This is a genomic window from Streptomyces sp. PsTaAH-137, from assembly GCF_003259365.1.
Classification (GTDB): Bacteria; Actinomycetota; Actinomycetes; order Streptomycetales; family Streptomycetaceae; genus Streptomyces.
Genome location: NZ_QLLY01000003.1, coordinates 101771 through 120964 on the forward strand (window position 1 = coordinate 101771; position 19194 = coordinate 120964).

Consider the following 19194-nt stretch of genomic DNA (forward strand, 5'->3'; position numbering starts at 1 on the left):
GGGCACCAGCACCTGCCCCGGCCTCCCCCACCCTCGGGCCACCTCCCCTTCACCGCTCCACCGGGAAGCCTGCGACTGCGTACCACCTATCGATTATTCACGACTACGCAATGGAGCGTGTCCCGATGAGAACAATGTGGCGCCGTGCCTGCGGACTCGCCGTGGCTCCCGTGGTGATGGCGTCGGCCGTCGCCTGTGGCGGCGGATCCGACCAGGCAGCGGGGGGCACGACCCTCCGCGTCATCGTGAACATCACGCCGAACCTGACGGAGAAGTACTGGAACGACCTCTTCGCCGGGTACGAGAAGGCGCATCCCGGAGTGACGGTCAAGCTCGAACTGACCGGCACCATCTCGGCCGACGCGAAGCTGCGGCAGGACCTCGCGGCGGGCGATCCGCCGGACGTCGCCCAGCAGATCGTGCCGACCGCCGACACCGCCGCGCTCTTCGCCGACCTGAGCGACGAGTCCTGGACCGCAAAGACGCCGCTCGCCGACCAGTACGCCGTGGACGGCAAGCGGTACGTGGTCGGCGTGGGCGAGCAGATCCAGTCGCTCGTCTTCTACGACAAGGCCGCCTTCGCGAAGGCCGGACTCGACGCGACGAAGATCCGCACCATGGACGAGTTCACGGCGGCCATGGGCAAGTTGAAGGGCGCGGGGTACAAGCCGCTCCAGACCGCCGGCCAGTGGGTGACCGGCTCGCAGTTCTCGATGATGGCCGACGCGGGCGTCCTCACCGACACCCCCGAGTGGACCGCGCAGCGCACCGCGGGCAAGGTCTCCTTCGCGGACAGCGGCTATGTCGACTACCTCAAGCGGTACAAGGGCTGGATCGACAAGGGCTACCTGGAGAAGAGCGCCCTCGGCGTCACCTACGCCGACGGCCAGACGGCGTTCCTGAACGGCAAGTCGGCGATGTACATCATGGGTTCGTACTTCGTGCCCGCCGCCGACGCCGCGAAGAAGAGCGACAGCATCGGGGTGTTCTCCGTACCGACCGACGGGGCCTACCCGTCCGGCCAGTTCGGCAACATCTCGAACCCGTACGTCGTGGTGAACAAGTCGCCGCACAAGGCCGAGGCGATCGACTTCGTGAAGTGGGCGACCACGAACCCGAAGGCCATCAAGAGCCAGCTGGCCTCGGACGGCAATCTCCGCTCCGGCTTCTCGTACCCCATGTCGAGCCTCGGCACCTCGGTGCAGAAGATCCTCGACAAGACGCCGTCGGTGATCGTGAAGTCGGGGGCCAACCAGCCGATCGCCGGGTACAGCGACGAGCTGAACAAGCAGATCCAGTCCCTGTACACGGGCGCCTCCGCCGAGGACGTCGCCGACGGATTGGACAAGTGGTGGAACTCGCAGGGCTGACCGACGCGCAGCGGAGCCTGCGCCGCCGGGCCCGGCTGCGGGAGTCGGCGCTCTCCTTCGGGATGATGGGCCCGGCGGTCCTGCTCTACACGGTGATGACGGTCGTACCGGTCGGTGTGGCCGTGTATCTCAGCCTCACCGACTGGGACGGCTTCTCGACCGCCGCGTTCATCGGACTCGACAACTACAAGCACCTCTTCGACGACCCGAGTTCGTCGGACGCCTGGTACGTGACCGGTCTGATCGCCGTGGCCGGCACCGTCCTGATGGTCGGCCTGGGGCTGGTCTACGCACTCGCGCTCAAGGCCCGCTCGCGCACCAACTCCTTCTTCCGGGCCGTCGCCTACTTCCCGCACGTGATCAGCGCGCTGATCCTCGGCTATCTGTGGGCGGCGATCCTCGGGACGAACGGGGCCATCAACAACACGCTCGCCACGTTCGGCATCGAGCCGGTCGGCTTCCTCTTCGACGAGCAGTTCGCGGTGATCTCCCTGATCGGGGTCATCGTGTGGGCGGGCTTCGGGTTCAACGTGGTGCTGTTCGTGGCCGCGCTCCAGACCGTCCCGGCCGAACTCCTGGAGGCCGCCGCGATCGACGGCGCCAGCAAACGGCAGATCAATCTGCGGGTCGTGATCCCCATGATCGCGCCCGTGGTGACGGTGGCGACGGTGCTCAACCTGGTGGGTCTGATCCGGGCCTACGACATCGTCGTCAGCCTCACCGGCGGCGGCCCCGCGGGGTCGACGCAGACGTTCACGTATCTCATTCTCGCCCGGTCCTTCGAGGGCACCAAGGTCGGTTACGCGACCGCACAGGCCGTGTTCCTGATGGTGGTGTCCGCCGTGCTCGCCCTCTTCGTGACGGCGCTGCGCAACCGCCAGGACCAGGCAGCGACAGGTCGGTGAGGAGCCGGTGGTGGTGGTACTGGAGGCAGAACCCGAGACGGCGCCCCGCAAGCGTCCGAAGGCCCGGCCCACCGGCCGGGACGACGGCGGGAGCGGCGCCCGGCGCGAGGAGACCCGCTCGCCGGTGCGCTGGGTGCTCCTCGGGGTGCTGTTCGTCGTGATGGTCGTGCCGATCTACCTGCTGGTCGTGAACGCGTTCAAGTCGCAGCAGGAGATCCTCGACAACCCGTTCTCGATCCCGCTCGGCGGGCTCACCTTCGCGCACATGGGCGCCGCGATCAGCAGCCCGCAGTTCAATGTGATCGGCGGCTACGGCTTCACGCTGTTCCTCGTCGTCATGGTGGACGTGCTGTGCATCGTGCTGGCGGGCCCGGCCGCGTACGCGATCGCGCGCAGCCTCAAGAAGCGCACGCAGCTGGTGCTGCTGTACTTCCTCGCGGGCACGTTCATCCCCGGCGCGGCCGTGATCATCCCGGTGATCTACGTCCTGCGGGAGATCGGTCTGGCGAACACGGTGACGGGGCTGGTGGCGCACGACGTGGCGTCCACGCTGCCGGTGAGCATCTTCCTGTTCGTCGGGTTCATCCGCACGATCCCGGTGGACATCGACCACGCGGCGACGATCGACGGCGCGGGCCGCTACCGCACCTTCTGGACCATCATCTTCCCGCTGATGCGTCCCGCGGTCGTCACCGTGCTGATCCTCAACTCCATAGGAATCTGGAACGACTTCGTGTCGCCGCAGATCCTGCTCAGCCCGTCCTCCGGGCACTACACGGTGACGACGGCGATCTACGCCGGCATCAGCCAGTACTCGACGGACCTGACGAAGGTGTTCCCGAACCTGCTGCTGGCCGTCGCGCCCGTCGTCATCTTCTTCATCTACATGCAGCGCCACATCATCAGCGGTCTCACGGTCGGTGCCGTGAAGGGCTGACCCTCCCCGTCGACCCCACGAGAAAGGATCACGGAGTGCCCAGGAGATGGAGACATCTGTCCGCGGCCGCCCTGCTCACCACGCTGACCGTGGTCGCGGCCGGGCATCCGGCCGCGGCCGGCGCCCAGGCCGCCACGACCTACTACGTCGGCCCGTACGGCGACGACGGCAACGCGGGGACGAACGCCACGGCCCCGTTCCGGCACATCCAGAAGTGCGCGGACGTGATGGTGCCCGGTGACACGTGCGAGATCGTGTCGGGCAGCTACGAGGAGACGGTCGTCCCGGCCCGCTCCGGCACCGCCGCGCAGCCGATCACCTACCGGGCCGCGGTCGGCGCGGACGTGACGGTGAACGGCGCCACGAAGGTCACCGGTTTCGACCCGGTGACCGCCGCCGACGTCACCGCGATCGCCCAGAGCGACCCGTACGCGGCGGACTCGCCGTTCAGCGACGCGGTGGCGGCGGGCCACATCTACAGCACCGACATCGACCTGGGCTCCGACGTGTCCACGGTGCAGGTGTTCACCGACAAGAAGATGGACGTCGAGGCCCAATGGCCTTATCCGGGAACGGACTTGCTCGATCCCACGCTCCAGTACGCCGGTACGGGCAGCGCGGACGCCACGATCGCCGACGCGGCCCTGACCCGCCCGGCAGGGTACTGGGACGGCGCGCGGGCCCTCACCGGCTACTGGTACGTCTCGGCGACCGGCACGGTGAAGAGCTCGGCGGTCGGCTCGGTGACCCTCGACGCGGCACCGCCGTGCGTCCACAAGGTCGTCCCCGGCGAGACGCGGTACGCGCTCTCCGGAAAGATCGGTGAGCTCGCCCACCCCGGAGAGTGGTTCTACGACCCGACGGCCGAGCGCCTGTACGTGTACGGGGACGACGACCCGGACCACCACACGGTGCAGGTCAAGCGGCGCACCCTGGGCTTCGACCTGACGGGCGCGAGCCATGTGAACGTCAAGGGCGTGAAGCTGTTCGCCACGACGATCAAGACCGGGGCCACCAGCACGGGCGTCACGCTCGACGGCCTGACCGGCACCTACCTGTCGCACTACACCGACATCACGCAGGGCGCGACGGACTGCGGGTCGACGGTGACGCGGGGCGTCGGTGACACCGGCATCGTCCTCGACGGCACGTACAACAAGATCGTGAACAGCGATCTGTCGCTGAGCGCAGGGAACGGGATCGCGCTGCGCGGCCAGAACAACACGGCCACCGACAACGTCATCCACGACGTCGACTACATGGGCACCTACGCGGCCGGTGTCGCCGTGCAGGGCAACAGCCAGACGGTCACCCACAACACCGTCTCGCGGGTCGGCCGCAGCGGCATCAACCTGCAGTGGAACACCGTTGACGGCCTGACGGCGGGCAAGGACACGATCGCGTACAACGACATCTCCGGGTACGCCCGGCTCAGCCTGGACGTCGCCGCGATCTACACCTGCTGCAGCGCGTACATGATGGGCTCGTCCATCGATCACAACGTGCTGCACGACCCGTCTCCGACTACGACGTCCACGACGTTCGGCATCTCCGGGGTCTACGCCGACAACGGGCAGAGCGATCTCGTCATCGCGAACAACGTCGGCTGGGGCAACCGCGAGGGCACGGTGATGCTGAACGGTCTGGGCACCGGCTCGCACGACAACGGCGTGTACAACAACACCGGCGGGATGACGCTCTTCTACGTCAAGGAGGCCGGCCAGTCCACGGGTACGCACATCGCCAACAACATCGGCCCGATCAAGGGCCTGGACGGCGCCTCGGCGGGTGGTCTCGTGGCCGACCACAACATGCTGGAGACGGTCGATCCGCGCTTCGTGGACGCCGCCGGACACGACTACCGGCTCGCGGCCGACTCCCCCGCCCGCAATGCGGGCCTCGCGCTGCCGGGCATCAACGACGGGTCCACGGACCCGGCGCCGAGCCTGGGCGCGTACCAGTACGGAGCGCCCGAATGGACGGCGGGAGCACGCCGTTGACCCTGGTGTGACACTAAGAGGGCCCGAGCCGGATGTCCGGCCCGGGCCCTCTCCTGCGGTCGGCTCACGCACGCTTCGCGGCGGCCGCCTTCTTGCGGGGCTTCTTCGTCTCCCGCGCGTCCGGCACCGGTCCGCGGCCCGCGGCGTGGTCGGCGAACGCCGCGGCCGCCTTGTCGGCATCGCCGTCCCGCAACAGGTCGACCAGGCGCCCGTGCTCATGCGCCATGGCCTGCCAGTCACCGTCGAAGAGCGGGTCGGAGATGGCCCGCAGCGTGCGCAGGCTCGGCTCGATGACCTCCCACATGCGGGTCAGGAACGGGTTGCCCGCGCACTGGCTGACCACGGTGTGGAACTCGATGTCGGCGACGCGGAAGCTGCTGACGTCGCTCGCGGCGACCGCCTCGTGCATCCGCTCCACCAGCGCGTCGAGCTCGGCCAGCTGCTCGCCCGTGATGTGCTGCGCGGCGAGCTGAGCGGCGAGCCGCTCCAGCGGTTCGCGCACCTGGCGGGCGTGTTCGGCGTCCTCTGCGGAGATCTCGACGACGAAGTGGCCGCGCCGCGGGACATGCGTGAGCAGCCCCTCGCGGGCGAGCCGCTTGACCGCCTCGCGCACCGGGGCCTGGCTCACGCCGAGCCGGCGGGCGATCTCCGACTCCACGACCCGGTCGCCCGGGCCGAGGTCACCGTCCACGACCGCCTGGCGGAGCAGTTCGTACACCTGGTCCGAGATCAGGGTCTTGCGGAACCGGTCCTTGTTGGTGGCCAGCGTGGAGACGAAGCCACCCGACGCATTAGATGCCATGAATTCCCAATCCTGCGCTGTGGCACGTCAGTTGGTCCAGATACGGATGTGCGGGACACGGGTATGCCGGCCATCGTACGCGCCCATCGTCTATCGATGGAGTCACATCGAGCTTTCCAACCGCTTGCCCAGCCACGCCAGTTTGACGACCTCGTGATCGGGTCCGCCGCCCTCGTGGTCGTTGAAGGGGTAGACCTCGATCCGCTTGTCGGCCTGGTCCACGCCCCGCTCGGCACCGTAGTGGTTGAACGCCGCGTAGACAGTGGAGGGCGGGCATATGTGGTCCATCAGGCCGACCGAGAACAGCGTCGGCGCGCTCGCCCGGCGGGCCAGCGAGGCGCCGTCGAAGTAGGAGAGCGTGCGGGCGACCGTGGCGGCGTGCTCGCGGTGCAGCTTCACGAACTTGGTGACCTCGACGTAGGGAATCGCGTCGGTGATCGTGGTGGCCCGCGGGAAGTGGCACAGGAACGGCACGTCCGGCATGACGGCCACCAGGTCGGGGACGAGCCCCGCCGCGGCGAGCGCGATGCCGCCGCCCTGGCTGGTGCCGGTGACGACGGTGCGGGCCGGGTCGACGGCCGGGTGCGAGCGGGCGGCGGCGACGGCGTGCACGGCGTCCGTGTACACGCGCCGGTAGAAGTAGCGCAGCGGGTCGAGGACGCCGCGGGTGAGGAAGCCGGGCGCGGCGATGTCGCCGGTGGCCGGGTCGGGATCGGGGGTGTCGGCGCCCTGGCCCCGGGTGTCCATGACGAAGTGCGCGTACCCGGCGTCGGCCCACAGCCGCTTCTCGTGCGGGGCGCCGCGCCCGCTGCCGTAGCCCAGGTACTCGACGACGACCGGGAGCGGTCCGGTGCGGGTGACCGGCAGATGGAACCAGCCGCGCACGGGGTGCCCGCCGTACCCGGCGAAGGTCACGTCGAAGGTGTCGATCGTCGCGAGCCCGTTGTGCACCGGGGTGAACGTCGCGTCGACGCCGTACCGCTCCTGCTCGGCGAGGGTCCGCCGCCAGAACGTGTCGAGGTCGGCCGGCTCGGGCAGGTCGGGGCGGTACTTCTCCAACTCGTCCAGGGGCAGGTCGAAATGAGCCATGGGGCGTCTCCGCGGAGGTCGGGGCCGGATCGTGGGCCGGTCATCGCCTATCGATCATCGAGGGAATCGAATCAGGGGCGTTCGAGCACTGTCAACAGCTCCGCGCACGGCCGGTGCGGCTCAGCCGGTACGCCCGGACGGCGTTGCCGTGCAGGACGCGCTCGCGCTCCGGCTCGGTGAGGCGGTCAAGTCCGGTGCGGGACAGGGCAAGTGAGTCGGCGCGGGTGCCGCGGGGCAGGCAGATCGGCCAGTCGGAGCCGACGAGGCAGCGGTCGGGGCCGAGCACGCCGACCACGTGCCGCACCAGGTCGGCGACGCGTTCCGGGGCGACGCCGTGCTGCTGGGTGAGCAGGCCGGAGATCTTGACCAGCACGTTCGGCGCGGACGCCGCCCGATCGAGGGCGCGGTACCACTCCCCCGGGTCGCCGGTGGCCAGGTTCGGCGGGTTGCCGAGGTGGTCGACGACGACGGTGAGGGCGGGGTGGCGGTCGGCGATGTCGGAGGCGGCCGCCGGCGCTCCGTGGTGCAGGTTGAGTTCGAGGACCAGGCCGGCCGCTTCCAGGACGGGGATCAGCGCGCGGGCCGATTCCGGGGTGTCGGTGAGTGAACTGCCGCCCATGCGCATCCCGTTGGGCCCGGTCGCGCCCCACTCCTCCAGCAGCCCCCGGAAACGGTCGGGGCCCTCCTCGCCGTGCACATGGAGATTGCCCACGTACCCGGCGACCAGGTCGGGACGGCGCAGCCGCAGCGCGCGCAGGGCGCCGGTCTCGCCCGTGTCGCCGCGCGCGGCCTCGACGAGGATCGCGCCGCCCAGTCCGTCGACGCCGGTGCCGGATCGAGCCAAGTCAGCCTCGCCGTACGGGCGGTGGTGCGGGCTTCCCGGTCTGATCCAGCCGAACCCCTGGGCCGGGTCCCACAGATGGGCATGGCAGTCGATCACGGTCCGCTCCCGAGTATTGACACGTCGGCTCCCCGCCGGTGACTCTAACCATCGGCTATCGATGGGCGATTGTTCAATACGGCAATCCGCATGCGACGAAGGAGCGGGTGTTCTCCATGCTCAGGTCTGAGCCGACCGGCGGCACACGGGCAGACGGCGAGGCCCACGGGCCTTCGCTGAGCGCCCGCCGACCCCTCACCGGCACACCCCGATGGGCGCTGCTGGAGCGGGAGTTGTTCGCGGCGCAGGAGAAGGCGTGGCGACTGTTCGCCGACCGCTACACCGAGGGGGACGGGCGGCTCGTCTTCCGCGACCGGCTCGGCGAGGGCATGGACGGCCGGGACGGCGTCGACGACTTCTACGAGCCGTTCTTCAACTGGCCGACGCTGTATCTGCTGGGCGGCAGCGCCGAGTTGCTGGCCGCGGCGCGCCGCCACTGGCAGGGGGTGAGCGCGCAGCTCTCCGAGATGGGCATGCTGGTGGACGGCCTGGAGCGCGGTTACGACTGGTTCCACCAGGGCGAGGGCCTGCTGCTCTTCTACGGCCTGTGCCTGGCCGACCCCGACGACCCGAGCCTGCGCGAACTGGCTTGCCGGTTCGCCGACTTCTACCTCCCGGGCGGCCCGAACTACGACCCCGAGCACCGGGTGCTGCGCGCCCCGCACAACGGCGCGGGCGGGCCCCGGTTCGGGTTCAGCGACGAGGAGCCGTACTTCCCGTGGAGCCTGGCCCTGCACCCGTACGGGCTGCCGCTGGACGGGTTCGACGGTGTCACCTCGTTCGGGCAGCTGGCCGAGTCGCCGGAGCTGGCCCGCGCCTACGGCCGGGCGATGTGGGACCGGATGGGGCGCGGCGACACCCTGGTGAACCTGGGCGCGACCGGGCTCGCCACCAACGCGTACCTGCTCAGCGGCGAGCGGGCCTACGCGGACTGGGTCGCCGAGTACGTCGGGGTCTGGCAGGAGCGCCTCGCCGGGCGCGAGGTCGTCCCCGACAACGCGGGGCTGAACGGCGAGGTGGGCGCCTACCTGGACGGCCGCTGGTACGGCGGCCACTACGGCTGGTCGTGGCCGCACGGCCTGTCCCCCGTGGGCAGTTCGGCCATCATCGGCGCGGCCAACGCCACCCTGCTGACCGGTGACCGCGGCTATCTGGACCTCGCCCGCAATCCGCTGGACGCGGTGCTGCGCCACGCCGAGCGGCGCGGCGCGGACGGGATGGGCACCCTCGGTGAGCGCTGGGAGCCGCATCTGCGGGCGATGGACGCCGAGCGGACCCTGATGGTGCCGCAGCGGCACAACGACTCCGGCTGGTTCGACTTCACCGTCATGCCGGGCCAACTCCCGCTCACGCTGTGGCACTTCAGCCGCGAGCAGGCCGACCAGGACCGGATCGAGGAGCTGCGCGCCGGGGCCGCGTGGGACTGGACGGCCGTGCACACCCAGCGGATCAAGGACGAGGCCGGGCACGAGGAGCCCTGGTACGAGTATCTGCAGGGCCGCAATCCCGGCTTCCCCGAGCGGATGCTGAGGAGCGCCCTCGCGAGCTGCGCGGAGCGGGTCGCCGCCATCGAGGGCGACACCACGGACCCGGCGACCGGCCCGGACGTCCTGGACATCCACCACTGGCAGCACCTCAACCCGGTGGTGACGGAAGCCCTGTTGCAGCTGACGACCGGCTCGCCGCAGGTCCTCTACAACGGCGGCCTCGCCCAGCTGCACGTCCGCTACCACGACACCGAGGCCCGGCGCCCCGGGCTGCCGCAGGACGTGGCGGCCCTCGTCTCCGACATCCGTCCGGAGCACACGGTGGTGGAGCTGGTGAACCTCGGCGGTGCGGCGCGTTCACTGCTTGTGCAGGCCGGCTCGTTCGCCGAGCACCGGATCACCTCCGTCCGCGCGGACGACGGCCCCGAGCAGCCGGCCGACGGCCCGTACGTCCGGGTCGCCCTGCCCGGCCACACCCGGCTGCGGCTGACCCTGACCATGACGCTGCGCGCGCGGGCCGCGGCGATCTCCTCACCCTGGGGGACCGTATGACGCACCGACTGCCGTTCGCGCTGCCCCGCCTCGGGATCGGCACCGCGCCCCTCGGCGGGCTCTTCGAGGAGGTCTCCGAGGAGGCCGCCGCGGCCACCGTCGAGGCGGCGGCGCGGGCCGGTATCCGGTACTTCGACACGGCGCCCCGCTACGGTCACGGACAGGCCGAGCGGCGGCTCGGCCGGCTGCTCGGCCCGGCCGGGATCAGCGACCCGGTGATCTCCACGAAGACGGGCTGGCTGCTGCGCCCGCAGCCGGACGGCTCGCCCGGCGAGGTCGTCACGGACTGGACGGAGCGCGGCATCCGGGAGTCCCTGGAGTCGAGCCTGACCCGCCTGGGCCGCGACAGCGTCGACATCCTGTACCTCCACGACCCCGACGACTACCCGGACGAGATCCGCCGCACCGCGTACCCGGCGGTGCGCAGGCTGCGGGACGAGGGGCTGATCCGGGCGATCGGCTTCGGGATGAACCACAGCAAGCAACTCGCCTCCTACGTGGACGAGTTCGAGGTCGACGTCGTGCTGATCGCGGGCCGGTTCTCGCTGCTCGACCACGAGGCGCTGGACACGCTGCTGCCGCTGTGCGCCAGGACCGGTACGGCGGTGGTGGTCGGCGGCGTCCTCAACACCGGCCTGCTGGCCGATCCGTCGCCGGACGCCATGTTCAACTACCGTCCCGTACCGGCCGAGGCGCTGGACAGGGCCCGGCGGTGCCGGGCCCTGTGCGCGGAGTACGGGGTGCCGCTGCCCGCGGCGGCCCTCCAGTTCCCGTATCTTCACCCGGCCGTCGCCTCCGTCGTCGTCGGCTGCCGTTCGGCGGCCGAGGTGACCGCGAACACAGAGGCGGCCCGCTTCCTGGTCCCCGACGCCCTGTGGCGGCGGCTCGCGGAGGAGGGCTTCGTACCGGAGTCGCTGCTCAGCCGGTGACGGTCTGAAGGGCGCGGTCGGGCAGGGCGCGGACGGCGTCGGCCGCGTCCCGCACGGTGTGCGTGGTCTCGCGCCGGGCCCGCGCCGCCTGCTTGCGGCCGCTGCTCGCGGCGCCGCGGGCACGGTAGGCAAGCGACGGCTTGCCGTGGGTGTCGGCCGCCGCGATCAGCAGTCCGCCGATGAGGGACACGTTCTTCACGAAGTGGGTGCGCTGCTGGCTCCGCCGCTCGGGGTCCTTCTCCTTCCACCAGGCGTGCCCGGCCAGGGTCGTCGGGACGAGCGACCCGGCGAGCGCGAGCGCGGCGAAGCGCGGGGCGATCCCGGTGGCGAGCATCAGTCCCGCGCCGATGTGCACCGCGCCGTTCAGCCGGACGAGCTGCTCCGTGTCGTCGGGCAGACGCGGCACGCGGGAGGCCACGGGCGCGGCGACCGGTTCGGCGGCGGGAGCCACCCGCCCGGGGGCGCGGACGGTGGAGAGCCCTCCGGTGATGAAGACGGAGGCGAGCATCGGACGTGCGTATTTCCTCAGTACAGCCATGAGGACCGCGTTCCCGGGTGCGCGCCGGACACGCATGGCGGTCTCGCCCGGACCGGCGGCTGTCCGTGGCCTGTGCGATCATGCGCCGACGATGAGCGGGACCGGCCTGGGGAGAGGCGGGGTCCCGTACCGCGAAAGTCAGGAGCACAGAACGTGATCTCGGGTGGGGAACAGGACGGCTCGTCCGTCTCGGACGAGGAATGGGAGCGATTCCAGCGGGAGTCGGCGGAGGGGGTACGGGACGCGCCGAAGGAGCCGTCGGCTCGCGCCCGCATGGTGACCTGGCGGCTGCGCGAGGAGCAGGGGCCGCCCTCGGGCTGGCGGGAGCACCGGCCGCCGCGGCGGCGGAAGCACTGGTACGTGATCGGGCTGCTGGCCGCGCTCGCGCTGATCGGCGTCGCGGTGTACCCGGGCCCGCTCAAGGGCTGGTTCGGCGGTGACGACCCGACCGACCCGACCCGCGCGACGCCGGCGGAACCGTTCCGGGGATCGCCCGCCGCGGACTGGGCGGACGGCGTGGCGGGGCTCGATCTGCCCGAGGCCGCCGCCACCGGCCGGATGAGCAAGGCGCAGGTGGCGCGGCTGCTGGACCGTACGCGGGACTTCTTCGTGGCGGCGAACCTCGACCCCGACGTCCTGCGCGGCGAGCGGCCGAACTCGGCGATCGCGTACATCGACCCGCGCCAGGACGACATGCGCACCTTCCTCGCGAAGGCGTTCACGAAGCCCGGGGCGAAGAACGATCCGACGCTGCTGTTCAGCCGCTTCGACCCGGAAAAGGCGCGGCTCGTCGGCGATGTCGTCAAGGTCCGGGGCACGATGACGTACGAGGAGGCCGCGGGCGGCGGTCTGGAGGTGCACACCGATGTCACGTTCGTGTACCCGGTGACCAGCGCCGACGGCAACGGTCAGGACGTGACGCGGACCATCGTGCGCCGCGACATCACGGTCGCCTGGGAGTCCGCGACGGCGCAGGGGGCAGAGCCCTCAGTGCCCCCGGCACCCTCTACGTTCTCCCTGCGCAGCTTCTACGAGTACGCGACCAACGCCGGCTGTGGCACGAACACCGCTTATCTCGACCCCGACTTCGGGGCGCACTCGGACGGCGGCGGCGAGGCCGTCGACCCCTACGACCGCAGTGAGCCGCTGGACAGTTCCGGGGGCGGGAACGGGGAGTGCGACACCGCGACGCGCTCCTGACGCGAGCGGGGGAACGGCGCCGTCGCGGCGGAACCGTGGCAGCCGTCGAGCTCGTCGGGGTCCCCGTCCTCGACGAGCTCGTCGGAGTCCTCGGGGTCCTCGGCCGCGGCGCTCTCGTCGTCGGGGTCGTCGGCGTACTCCCCGGAGTCGTACGGGTCGGGCTCGTCCGCGTCCTCGGCCTCCTCCAGGTCCCGCAGCCAGGAGGCGGTGAAGAAGCGTTCGGGGTCGGTCCGCTCGTGCGCCGGGAGCGCCGTCGGGGCTGCCATCACGGCCACCTCGTCCTCGGGTATCGGTAGGGGCATGCCTGCGTAGCGGGACGCCCCGCCGCCTTCAGCAGTAGACCCGAGGCGCCGGGGTCCGGCAGGCCGCGGCGGCCGGTCGGGTGAATCGCCCGCTCAGTTCCAGATCGCCTGGGCGACGGCCGCGCCGACGAGCGCGGAGCCGAGGCCGCCGAGCACGCTGCCGACCACGTTGACCAGCGCGTAGAAGCGGACGCCCGTCTCCGCGAGGCGCAGGGTCTCGTACGAGAACGTGGAGTACGTCGTCAGCGCCCCGCACAGGCCCGTGCCGACGAGGAGCTGAAGGTGGGAGGAGGCCGCGCCCGCCATGACGGCGCCGGTGAGCAGGCCGAGGATGAGCGAGCCGACGACGTTCACGGCGAACGTGCCCCAGGGGAACACCGTGTCGTGCCGGGCCTGCACCGTGCGGTCGGTCAGATAGCGCAGCGGGGCGCCGACCATGGCGCCCGCGATCACCAGAAGCCAGTTCACGCCGCTCCCCCGCCGTCGGTTCCGCCGGTGCGCCGGACGCGGGCGACCACGCGGCGGGCCAGGTGGGTCGCCGTCCAGACCGCCGTGAGGGCGAGGCACACGGTCAGGGCCAGGTAGCCGAGCGCGATGCGGGCCTCGTCGCCGTCGGTCAGGGTCCTGATGTCCACGGCGTACGTCGAGAAGGTGGTGAAGCCGCCGAGGACACCGGTGCCGAAGAACGGGCGGACCAGGCGGTGCACCTGCCACACCTCCGTGATGAGGACCATGAAGACGCCCATCACGGCGCAGCCGACCACGTTCACCCACAGGGTCGTCCACGGGAAGGCGCCGCTCGCCGTGGGCCACAGCAGCGCGGCGCCGTACCGGGCGCAGGCGCCGACGGCGCCGCCGACCGCGACCACCCCGATCACCGGGCCCTGTTCCCGCCAGGGCGCGGCGCGCCGGGCGACGGGCCGGGCCGGGGCGGCCTGGGCCGTCTCTACGGGCTCGTTCGGCATAAAGGTGCGGGCCTTCTTCACGGGCGGGGAGGTCCGAGCCTATCCCGGTGGTCCCGCCCGCGCCGCCGCGGCCCGCCCCTCACAGATTCTGTCCGAGCCCCCCGCCGCTCACCACGAAACTGCACTGGGTGTACGTGTATCCGGGCTCGATGGTGCCGCCGGCGGCGCGGCTGTTGGCCGTCGCGGCGCCGCCGCTGCCGGGCTTGTGCAGGAAGTCGTACCGGCCCGCGGGCAGCCGGAGCGTCGTGTGCGGGTACGACGTGCCGCTCGCCCGGCACGCCTTGCTGCGCCCGGCGGACTCGCTGGCGTACGTCCGGCAGGAGCCGCAGCCGGGGATGGTGACGCGTCCGGTGACCGGGCCGGTGTAGAGGACCTCGACGGGGTCCGGGCCGTCGTTGCTGATCACCAGCTCCATGCGGGAGCCGCCCGGGGAGTGCGCCGGAGGCAGCCGCAGGCCCGCCGAGGGCCGCTGCTCGGCAATCTCGGCGGCGATCGCGACCTGCCGGGCGCGGCCGCGCCGCTTGTCGCTCTTGTAGTCGCCCGCGAAGCCGGTCAGCGTGGTGCGCGCCTCACTGAACTTCTCGTCCTTGAACTGGTCGATGCCACAGGCGTACTCGCCGTCGCGCACGGCCCGGTCGACGTCGCCGCCGAGATGAGCGGGGGCGGGCGCGGGCAGTTGCTTCGCGGTGTCGCCGATCTTGCGCAGCGCGTCGGTGGCACGGCAGGGTTCGGCGCCGTCGAGTTCCCCGGCGCGCTTGTCGACGGCGTCGTGCAGGGCGGGCTCGACCTCGGCGGCCTGCTTCGACTCCGGGAACGTGCGCAGGAGTTGACCCAGTTCGCCGCCCTGCCCGTCGCTCTCGCCGGAGCCGAGCTTGCCGGTGCCGCAGGCGAGCAGCGAGGTGGCGAGCCGGGAGTCGGGCCAGCCGGCCAGGTCGCCGAGGACGGCGCGGTCGATGGACCGGGGCACGTCCCGCAGGTAGACGAGGGGCGCGACGGCCGCGCAGTGGTCGTGGCCGGCGTAGGGCGCGGCGACGGTCCGGTAGTACGTGACGAGGCTGTCGTGGACCTGGTGCGCGGCCCGGGATCCCGGGTGGTTCTCGGTGAGGTCGTGGTAGCGGCCGAGAGCGGTGCGGTAGTCGGGGCGGGCCTGTGCGAAGTCCTCGCCCGCGGTCCGCGCGACGAGGGCGTCGGTCCGCTCCAGGCGGTCGAGCAGCATCGCCTCCACGGCGTCGTCGCGCAGCGCCCCGTAGCCGATCGCGCCCCCGGCGGGCACGGCGAGCAGCAGCACACCGAGCAGGAGGGCGACAGCCGGTCTGATCCGCCGGGCGGTGGCCGGTGCGCGCAGGCCGCGGCGGGCGCCGTCCGCCGCCGCGACGAGCAGCAGGACGAGGTATCCGACGACGGCCCAGCGGGGCACGCCGTCGGGGTCGGCGGGCAGCGCGACGATCAGCAGCCCGGCGGTCGCCGCGAGGCAGAGCGCGGTGAGCGCCCAGTGCCGCAGCAGGGCGTAACCGAGGCCGAGACCCGAGAGGTTGAGCAGTCCGGTGGCGACGGCGCGGACGGGATCGGCGGGCCCCGGCGGCGGCGCGGGCGGAGGCGGCGGCGGCCCGAACCGCAGCACCTGCGTGGGGCCGTAGTCCGGCGGCGCCGGGGGCTGCCCCGGCGGCATGGGCGGCATCGCCGGCGCGGGCGTGGGCGGTACCGCGGGCGGCGGCATCTGCGGTGGCGGCCCGAACCGGCCGCCTTCCGCACTCCCGCCCTCCCCGCTCCCGCCCGCCGCGCTCCCGCCGTCGTCCGCTCCGCTTTCGCGCCCCGAATTCCCGGACGTGTCCCCCGGCCACCCCATCGCGGTCCCCCAACCGTCAGGTGTCACACCCCTGCTGCAACGATCCGGTCGGACGCCGCACCTGTCAATCGGGCACGGCCGGCCGATCGCCCCAACTCCCTTTACTTTCCGACGCCTTGACGCCCTCACGTCGCCCCCATTAACTCAACTCTTGAATTAAGACGCTCGGGCACACAGCGCAGCATCAGACGCACAAGACGCACCACCAGCACCCGTATCGGGACCATCGGGAGGGAATCTTGCGTCACGTCACATCCCCGCACCGTCACAGCAGGAGAAGACGGGCGGTCCTGCTGGCCGTCTCCGCGCTCGCCGCGGGACTGCTGCCCCTGACCACCGCCGGACCGGCCGCGTCCGCGGACGATCCGGCCCCCGTGCCGGTCGACCGCTTCGAGGGCGAGGTGCCCTTCGCCAACCAGCCCGCGGAAGGCATCTTCACCTGGGGCGGCGACAGCGACGATCCGCCGAAGCTGGAGCTGAAGGAGCGCACGGACGCACCCGAGGGCGCCAAGGTGCTCGAAGGGTCGTACGACATCAGCGGTTACGGCGGTTTCAGCCATGACTTCGCCGCCGACCAGCCGGCCCACGACTGGTCGGCGCACCGCGGCATCCGCTTCTGGTGGTACGGGGACGGCTCCGGCCGCAAGCTCACCTTCGAGATCAAGGACGGCGGCGCGCACGGCGAGGCGTCCGAGCTGTGGAACACGCAGTTCACCGACGACTTCTCCGGGTGGAAGCAGATCGAGCTGCCGTTCACGCAGTTCGCGTACCGCACCGACTACCAGCCGGTCGGCGGCATCGACCAGGTCCTCGGTCTCGACAAGATGTGGGGCTACGCGGTCACCCTGCCCACCGGGTCGAAATCGCAGTTCGCCATGGACGGCGTGGAGTTGTACGGCAAGGCCGACCCGGCGCTGCGCGCGTCGGTGACGACGGACGCCGCCGTGTACCCGGTGAAGGAGGGCGGCTCGGCGAAGGTGAAGCTGTCCGTGACGACCACGGGCAATGTGCCGGTCGCCGACGACGTCACCGTCGCGTACGCCACCGAGGGCGGCACGGCGACGGCGGGCAAGGACTACACGCCCGTCAGCGGCACGGTCACCTTCCCGGCGGGCACCGCGTCCGGCGCGACGAAGACGGTCACAGTCGCCACGGCGAAGGACCGTGAGAAGGCGGAGAACGCCGAGACGATCCCGCTGAAGCTCACCGTGACCGGCGCCAAGGCGCCCGCCGAGACGCCCCAGGTGGTCGTCGACGCGCACGGCCTGCCGTACCTCGACGCCAAGCTTCCGGTCAGGAAGCGGGTCGCCGACCTCGTCTCCCGGATGTCCCTCGCGGAGAAGGCCGGTCAGATGACGCAGGCCGAGCGGGGCGGTGTGGGCGCGGGCGGGGACGTGTCCTCGTACGACCTGGGTTCGCTGCTCTCCGGCGGCGGTTCGACGCCGACGCCGAACACCGCGGCGGCCTGGGCCAAGATGATCGACGGCTTCCAACTGCGGGCGCAGGCCACCCGGTTCCAGATCCCGCTGATCTACGGCGTGGACGCGGTGCACGGGCACAACAACCTGGCCGGCGCCACGATCATGCCGCACAACATCGGCATCGGCGCGACGCGTGACGCCGCGCTCGCCGAGAGGACCGGCGCGGTGACCGCGTCCGAGGTGCGGGCGACCGGTGTCCCGTGGGACTTCGCGCCCTGCCTGTGCGTCTCACGCGACGAGCGCTGGGGCCGCTCCTACGAGTCGTTCGGCGAGGACCCGGCGCTCGTCAAGAAGATGGAGACGATGATCCAGGGCTTCCAGGGCCGCGCCGACGGCTCGGACCTGGACCGTGACGACAAGGTGCTGGCCACCGCCAAGCACTTCGTCGGCGACGGCGGCACCGCGTACGGCTCGTCGACCACGGGCTCGTACACGATCGACCAGGGCGTCACGACCGTGACCCGGCAGGAGCTGGAGGCGGTGCACCTCGCGCCGTTCGGCGACGCGGTGAAGCGGGGTGTCGGCACGGTGATGCCGTCGTACTCGTCGCTCGACGTCATCGGCGACGGCGAGGGCCCGGTCAAGATGCACGGCGACGCCAAGATGATCAACGGCGAGCTGAAGGACAAGCTGGGCTTCGAGGGCTTCGTCATCAGCGACTACAACGGCATCGACCAGATCCCGGGCGACTACAAGAGCGACGTGCGTACGTCCGTGAACGCGGGCGTCGACATGGTCATGGCGCCGTACTCCTACAAGGAGTTCCGTGACGACCTGGTCGGCGAGGTCGAGGCCGGCCACGTCTCGCGGAAGCGGATCGACGACGCCGTGTCGCGCATCCTGACCCAGAAGTTCAGGCTGGGCCTGTTCGAGCACCCGTACGCGAACACGGCGAACGCCGACCGGATCGGCAGCGCCGCGCACCGCGCCGTCGCCCGGCAGGCGGCGGCCGAGTCGCAGGTGCTCCTGAAGAACGACGGCGGCGTGCTGCCGCTGAAGAAGTCGCAGAAGGTGTACGTCGCCGGGTCCAACGCCGACGACATCGGCAACCAGACCGGCGGCTGGACCATCACCTGGCAGGGCGCGTCCGGGAACATCATCGACGGGACGACCGTCCTCCAGGCGATGCGGAAGGCCGCCCCGGGCGCCACGGTGTCGTACTCGAAGGACGCCTCGGCGCCGACGGCAGGCTACGACGTGGGCGTGGTCGTGGTCGGCGAGACCCCGTACGCGGAGGGCATGGGCGATGTCGGCAACGGCAACGACCTGGAGCTGACCGCAGCCGACAAGGCGGCCGTCGACAAGGTCTGCGGCGCGATGAAGTGCGTGGTGCTCGTGGTGTCGGGGCGGCCGCAGCTCATCGGCGACCGGCTCGGCGAGATCGACGGGCTCGTGGCGTCCTGGCTGCCCGGCACGGAGGGCGACGGCGTCGCCGACGTGCTCTACGGCAGGAAGCCCTTCACCGGTCAACTCCCGGTCACCTGGCCGAAGTCGGAGTCCCAGCTGCCGATCAACGTGGGCGACGCCTCGTACGATCCGCAGTTCCCCTACGGCTACGGGCTGACGACGCTGACGAAGGCGTCGGGGAAGGGCGAGCGCACGCTCCTGGCCCTCGCGGGCTCGGCACGGCACGTGCGCGACGCGAAGGCCGGACAGGCGCTCGTGACCGCGGCGCGGCTGATCGTCCAGGAGAAGGCGGGCGGCTCGGTGCGGGAGGCGTGGGCCAAGCCGTTCGCGGACGCCGACCACCTGGCGCTGAGCGGCGACTACGCGGGCGCGCTGGCGAAGCTGATCACTGCCTACAAGGGAGCGTGACCCAGGTCACCTGACAGTAAACGTGCAGCTCAGACA

The 19194-nt window shown here is 71.4% G+C and carries 16 protein-coding genes; 8 read left to right on the forward strand and 8 right to left on the reverse strand.

Features of this window, described 5'->3' with window-relative positions:
* Positions 1–125 precede the first annotated feature (125 nt).
* Genes K377_RS06925 through K377_RS06940 form a run of 4 tightly spaced genes read left to right on the forward strand, consistent with a single transcriptional unit; the run spans position 126 to position 5212 of the window.
* Positions 126–1370 carry an ABC transporter substrate-binding protein gene (locus tag K377_RS06925; protein ID WP_161195145.1) on the forward strand — a complete coding sequence of 415 codons (1245 nt, stop codon included), beginning with the start codon at positions 126–128 and terminating at the stop codon, positions 1368–1370.
* Positions 1349–2275: a carbohydrate ABC transporter permease gene (locus tag K377_RS06930; RefSeq protein WP_258394982.1), complete on the forward strand. Its 927-nt coding sequence runs from the start codon at positions 1349–1351 to the stop codon at positions 2273–2275. Before K377_RS06925 ends, K377_RS06930 begins: the two co-directional genes overlap by 22 nt.
* 10 nt (positions 2276–2285) lie before the next feature.
* A complete protein-coding gene (locus tag K377_RS06935; protein WP_258394983.1) occupies positions 2286–3212 on the forward strand; it encodes a carbohydrate ABC transporter permease in 927 nt (308 codons plus the stop codon).
* A 35-nt stretch (positions 3213–3247) separates the two neighbouring features.
* Positions 3248–5212, forward strand: coding sequence for a right-handed parallel beta-helix repeat-containing protein (locus K377_RS06940; protein ID WP_258394984.1), 1965 nt, complete (start codon positions 3248–3250; stop codon positions 5210–5212).
* Positions 5213–5276: 64 nt separating this feature from the next.
* Here K377_RS06940 and K377_RS06945 read toward each other — a convergent pair whose 3' ends face one another.
* The 3 genes from K377_RS06945 to K377_RS06955 form a co-directional block, all read right to left on the reverse strand.
* Entirely contained in the window at positions 5277–6014 is a 738-nt protein-coding gene (locus K377_RS06945; protein WP_111662287.1) for a GntR family transcriptional regulator, read from the reverse strand.
* A 102-nt stretch (positions 6015–6116) separates the two neighbouring features.
* Positions 6117–7103 (reverse strand): acetylxylan esterase, encoded by a 987-nt coding sequence (locus K377_RS06950; protein ID WP_111662288.1) that lies wholly within the window; start codon positions 7101–7103, stop codon positions 6117–6119.
* A gap of 91 nt (positions 7104–7194) precedes the next feature.
* The gene (locus K377_RS06955) at positions 7195–8043 is read right to left on the reverse strand and encodes an amidohydrolase (protein ID WP_161195146.1); all 849 of its coding nucleotides are present in this window, start codon (positions 8041–8043) and stop codon (positions 7195–7197) included.
* Positions 8044–8159: 116 nt separating this feature from the next.
* On the opposite strand from K377_RS06955, the gene K377_RS06960 reads away from it, so the two are divergent.
* A complete protein-coding gene (locus K377_RS06960; protein WP_111662656.1) occupies positions 8160–10082 on the forward strand; it encodes a hypothetical protein in 1923 nt (640 codons plus the stop codon).
* The gene (locus tag K377_RS06965; protein WP_111662290.1) at positions 10079–11011 is read left to right on the forward strand and encodes an aldo/keto reductase; all 933 of its coding nucleotides are present in this window, start codon (positions 10079–10081) and stop codon (positions 11009–11011) included. The genes K377_RS06960 and K377_RS06965 overlap by 4 nt, the downstream gene beginning before the upstream one ends.
* On the opposite strand, the gene K377_RS06970 is transcribed toward K377_RS06965, so the two are convergent.
* The gene (locus K377_RS06970) at positions 11001–11549 is read right to left on the reverse strand and encodes a DoxX family protein (RefSeq protein ID WP_111662291.1); all 549 of its coding nucleotides are present in this window, start codon (positions 11547–11549) and stop codon (positions 11001–11003) included. The genes K377_RS06965 and K377_RS06970 overlap by 11 nt on opposite strands.
* A gap of 153 nt (positions 11550–11702) precedes the next feature.
* Between K377_RS06970 and K377_RS06975 the strand changes: the two genes are divergently transcribed.
* A complete protein-coding gene (locus tag K377_RS06975; protein WP_111662292.1) occupies positions 11703–12749 on the forward strand; it encodes a hypothetical protein in 1047 nt (348 codons plus the stop codon).
* Here the strand turns inward: K377_RS06975 and K377_RS06980 are convergent.
* The 4 genes from K377_RS06980 to K377_RS06995 form a co-directional block, all read right to left on the reverse strand.
* Positions 12677–13051: a hypothetical protein gene (locus K377_RS06980; protein ID WP_146614703.1), complete on the reverse strand. Its 375-nt coding sequence runs from the start codon at positions 13049–13051 to the stop codon at positions 12677–12679. The two genes, K377_RS06975 and K377_RS06980, sit on opposite strands and share 73 nt — an antisense overlap.
* Before the next feature lie 93 nt (positions 13052–13144).
* Complete coding sequence (crcB, locus tag K377_RS06985; protein WP_111662294.1) at positions 13145–13519, reverse strand: fluoride efflux transporter CrcB; 375 nt, start codon at positions 13517–13519, stop codon at positions 13145–13147.
* Positions 13516–14016, reverse strand: coding sequence for a fluoride efflux transporter CrcB (gene crcB / locus K377_RS06990; RefSeq protein ID WP_111662295.1), 501 nt, complete (start codon positions 14014–14016; stop codon positions 13516–13518). Before crcB (K377_RS06990) ends, crcB (K377_RS06985) begins: the two co-directional genes overlap by 4 nt.
* A 79-nt stretch (positions 14017–14095) precedes the next feature.
* Positions 14096–15694 (reverse strand): hypothetical protein, encoded by a 1599-nt coding sequence (locus K377_RS06995; RefSeq protein WP_258394985.1) that lies wholly within the window; start codon positions 15692–15694, stop codon positions 14096–14098.
* 407 nt (positions 15695–16101) lie between these two features.
* Between K377_RS06995 and K377_RS07000 the strand changes: the two genes are divergently transcribed.
* The gene (locus K377_RS07000; RefSeq protein WP_111662296.1) at positions 16102–19158 is read left to right on the forward strand and encodes a CIA30 family protein; all 3057 of its coding nucleotides are present in this window, start codon (positions 16102–16104) and stop codon (positions 19156–19158) included.
* Positions 19159–19194 lie beyond the last annotated feature (36 nt).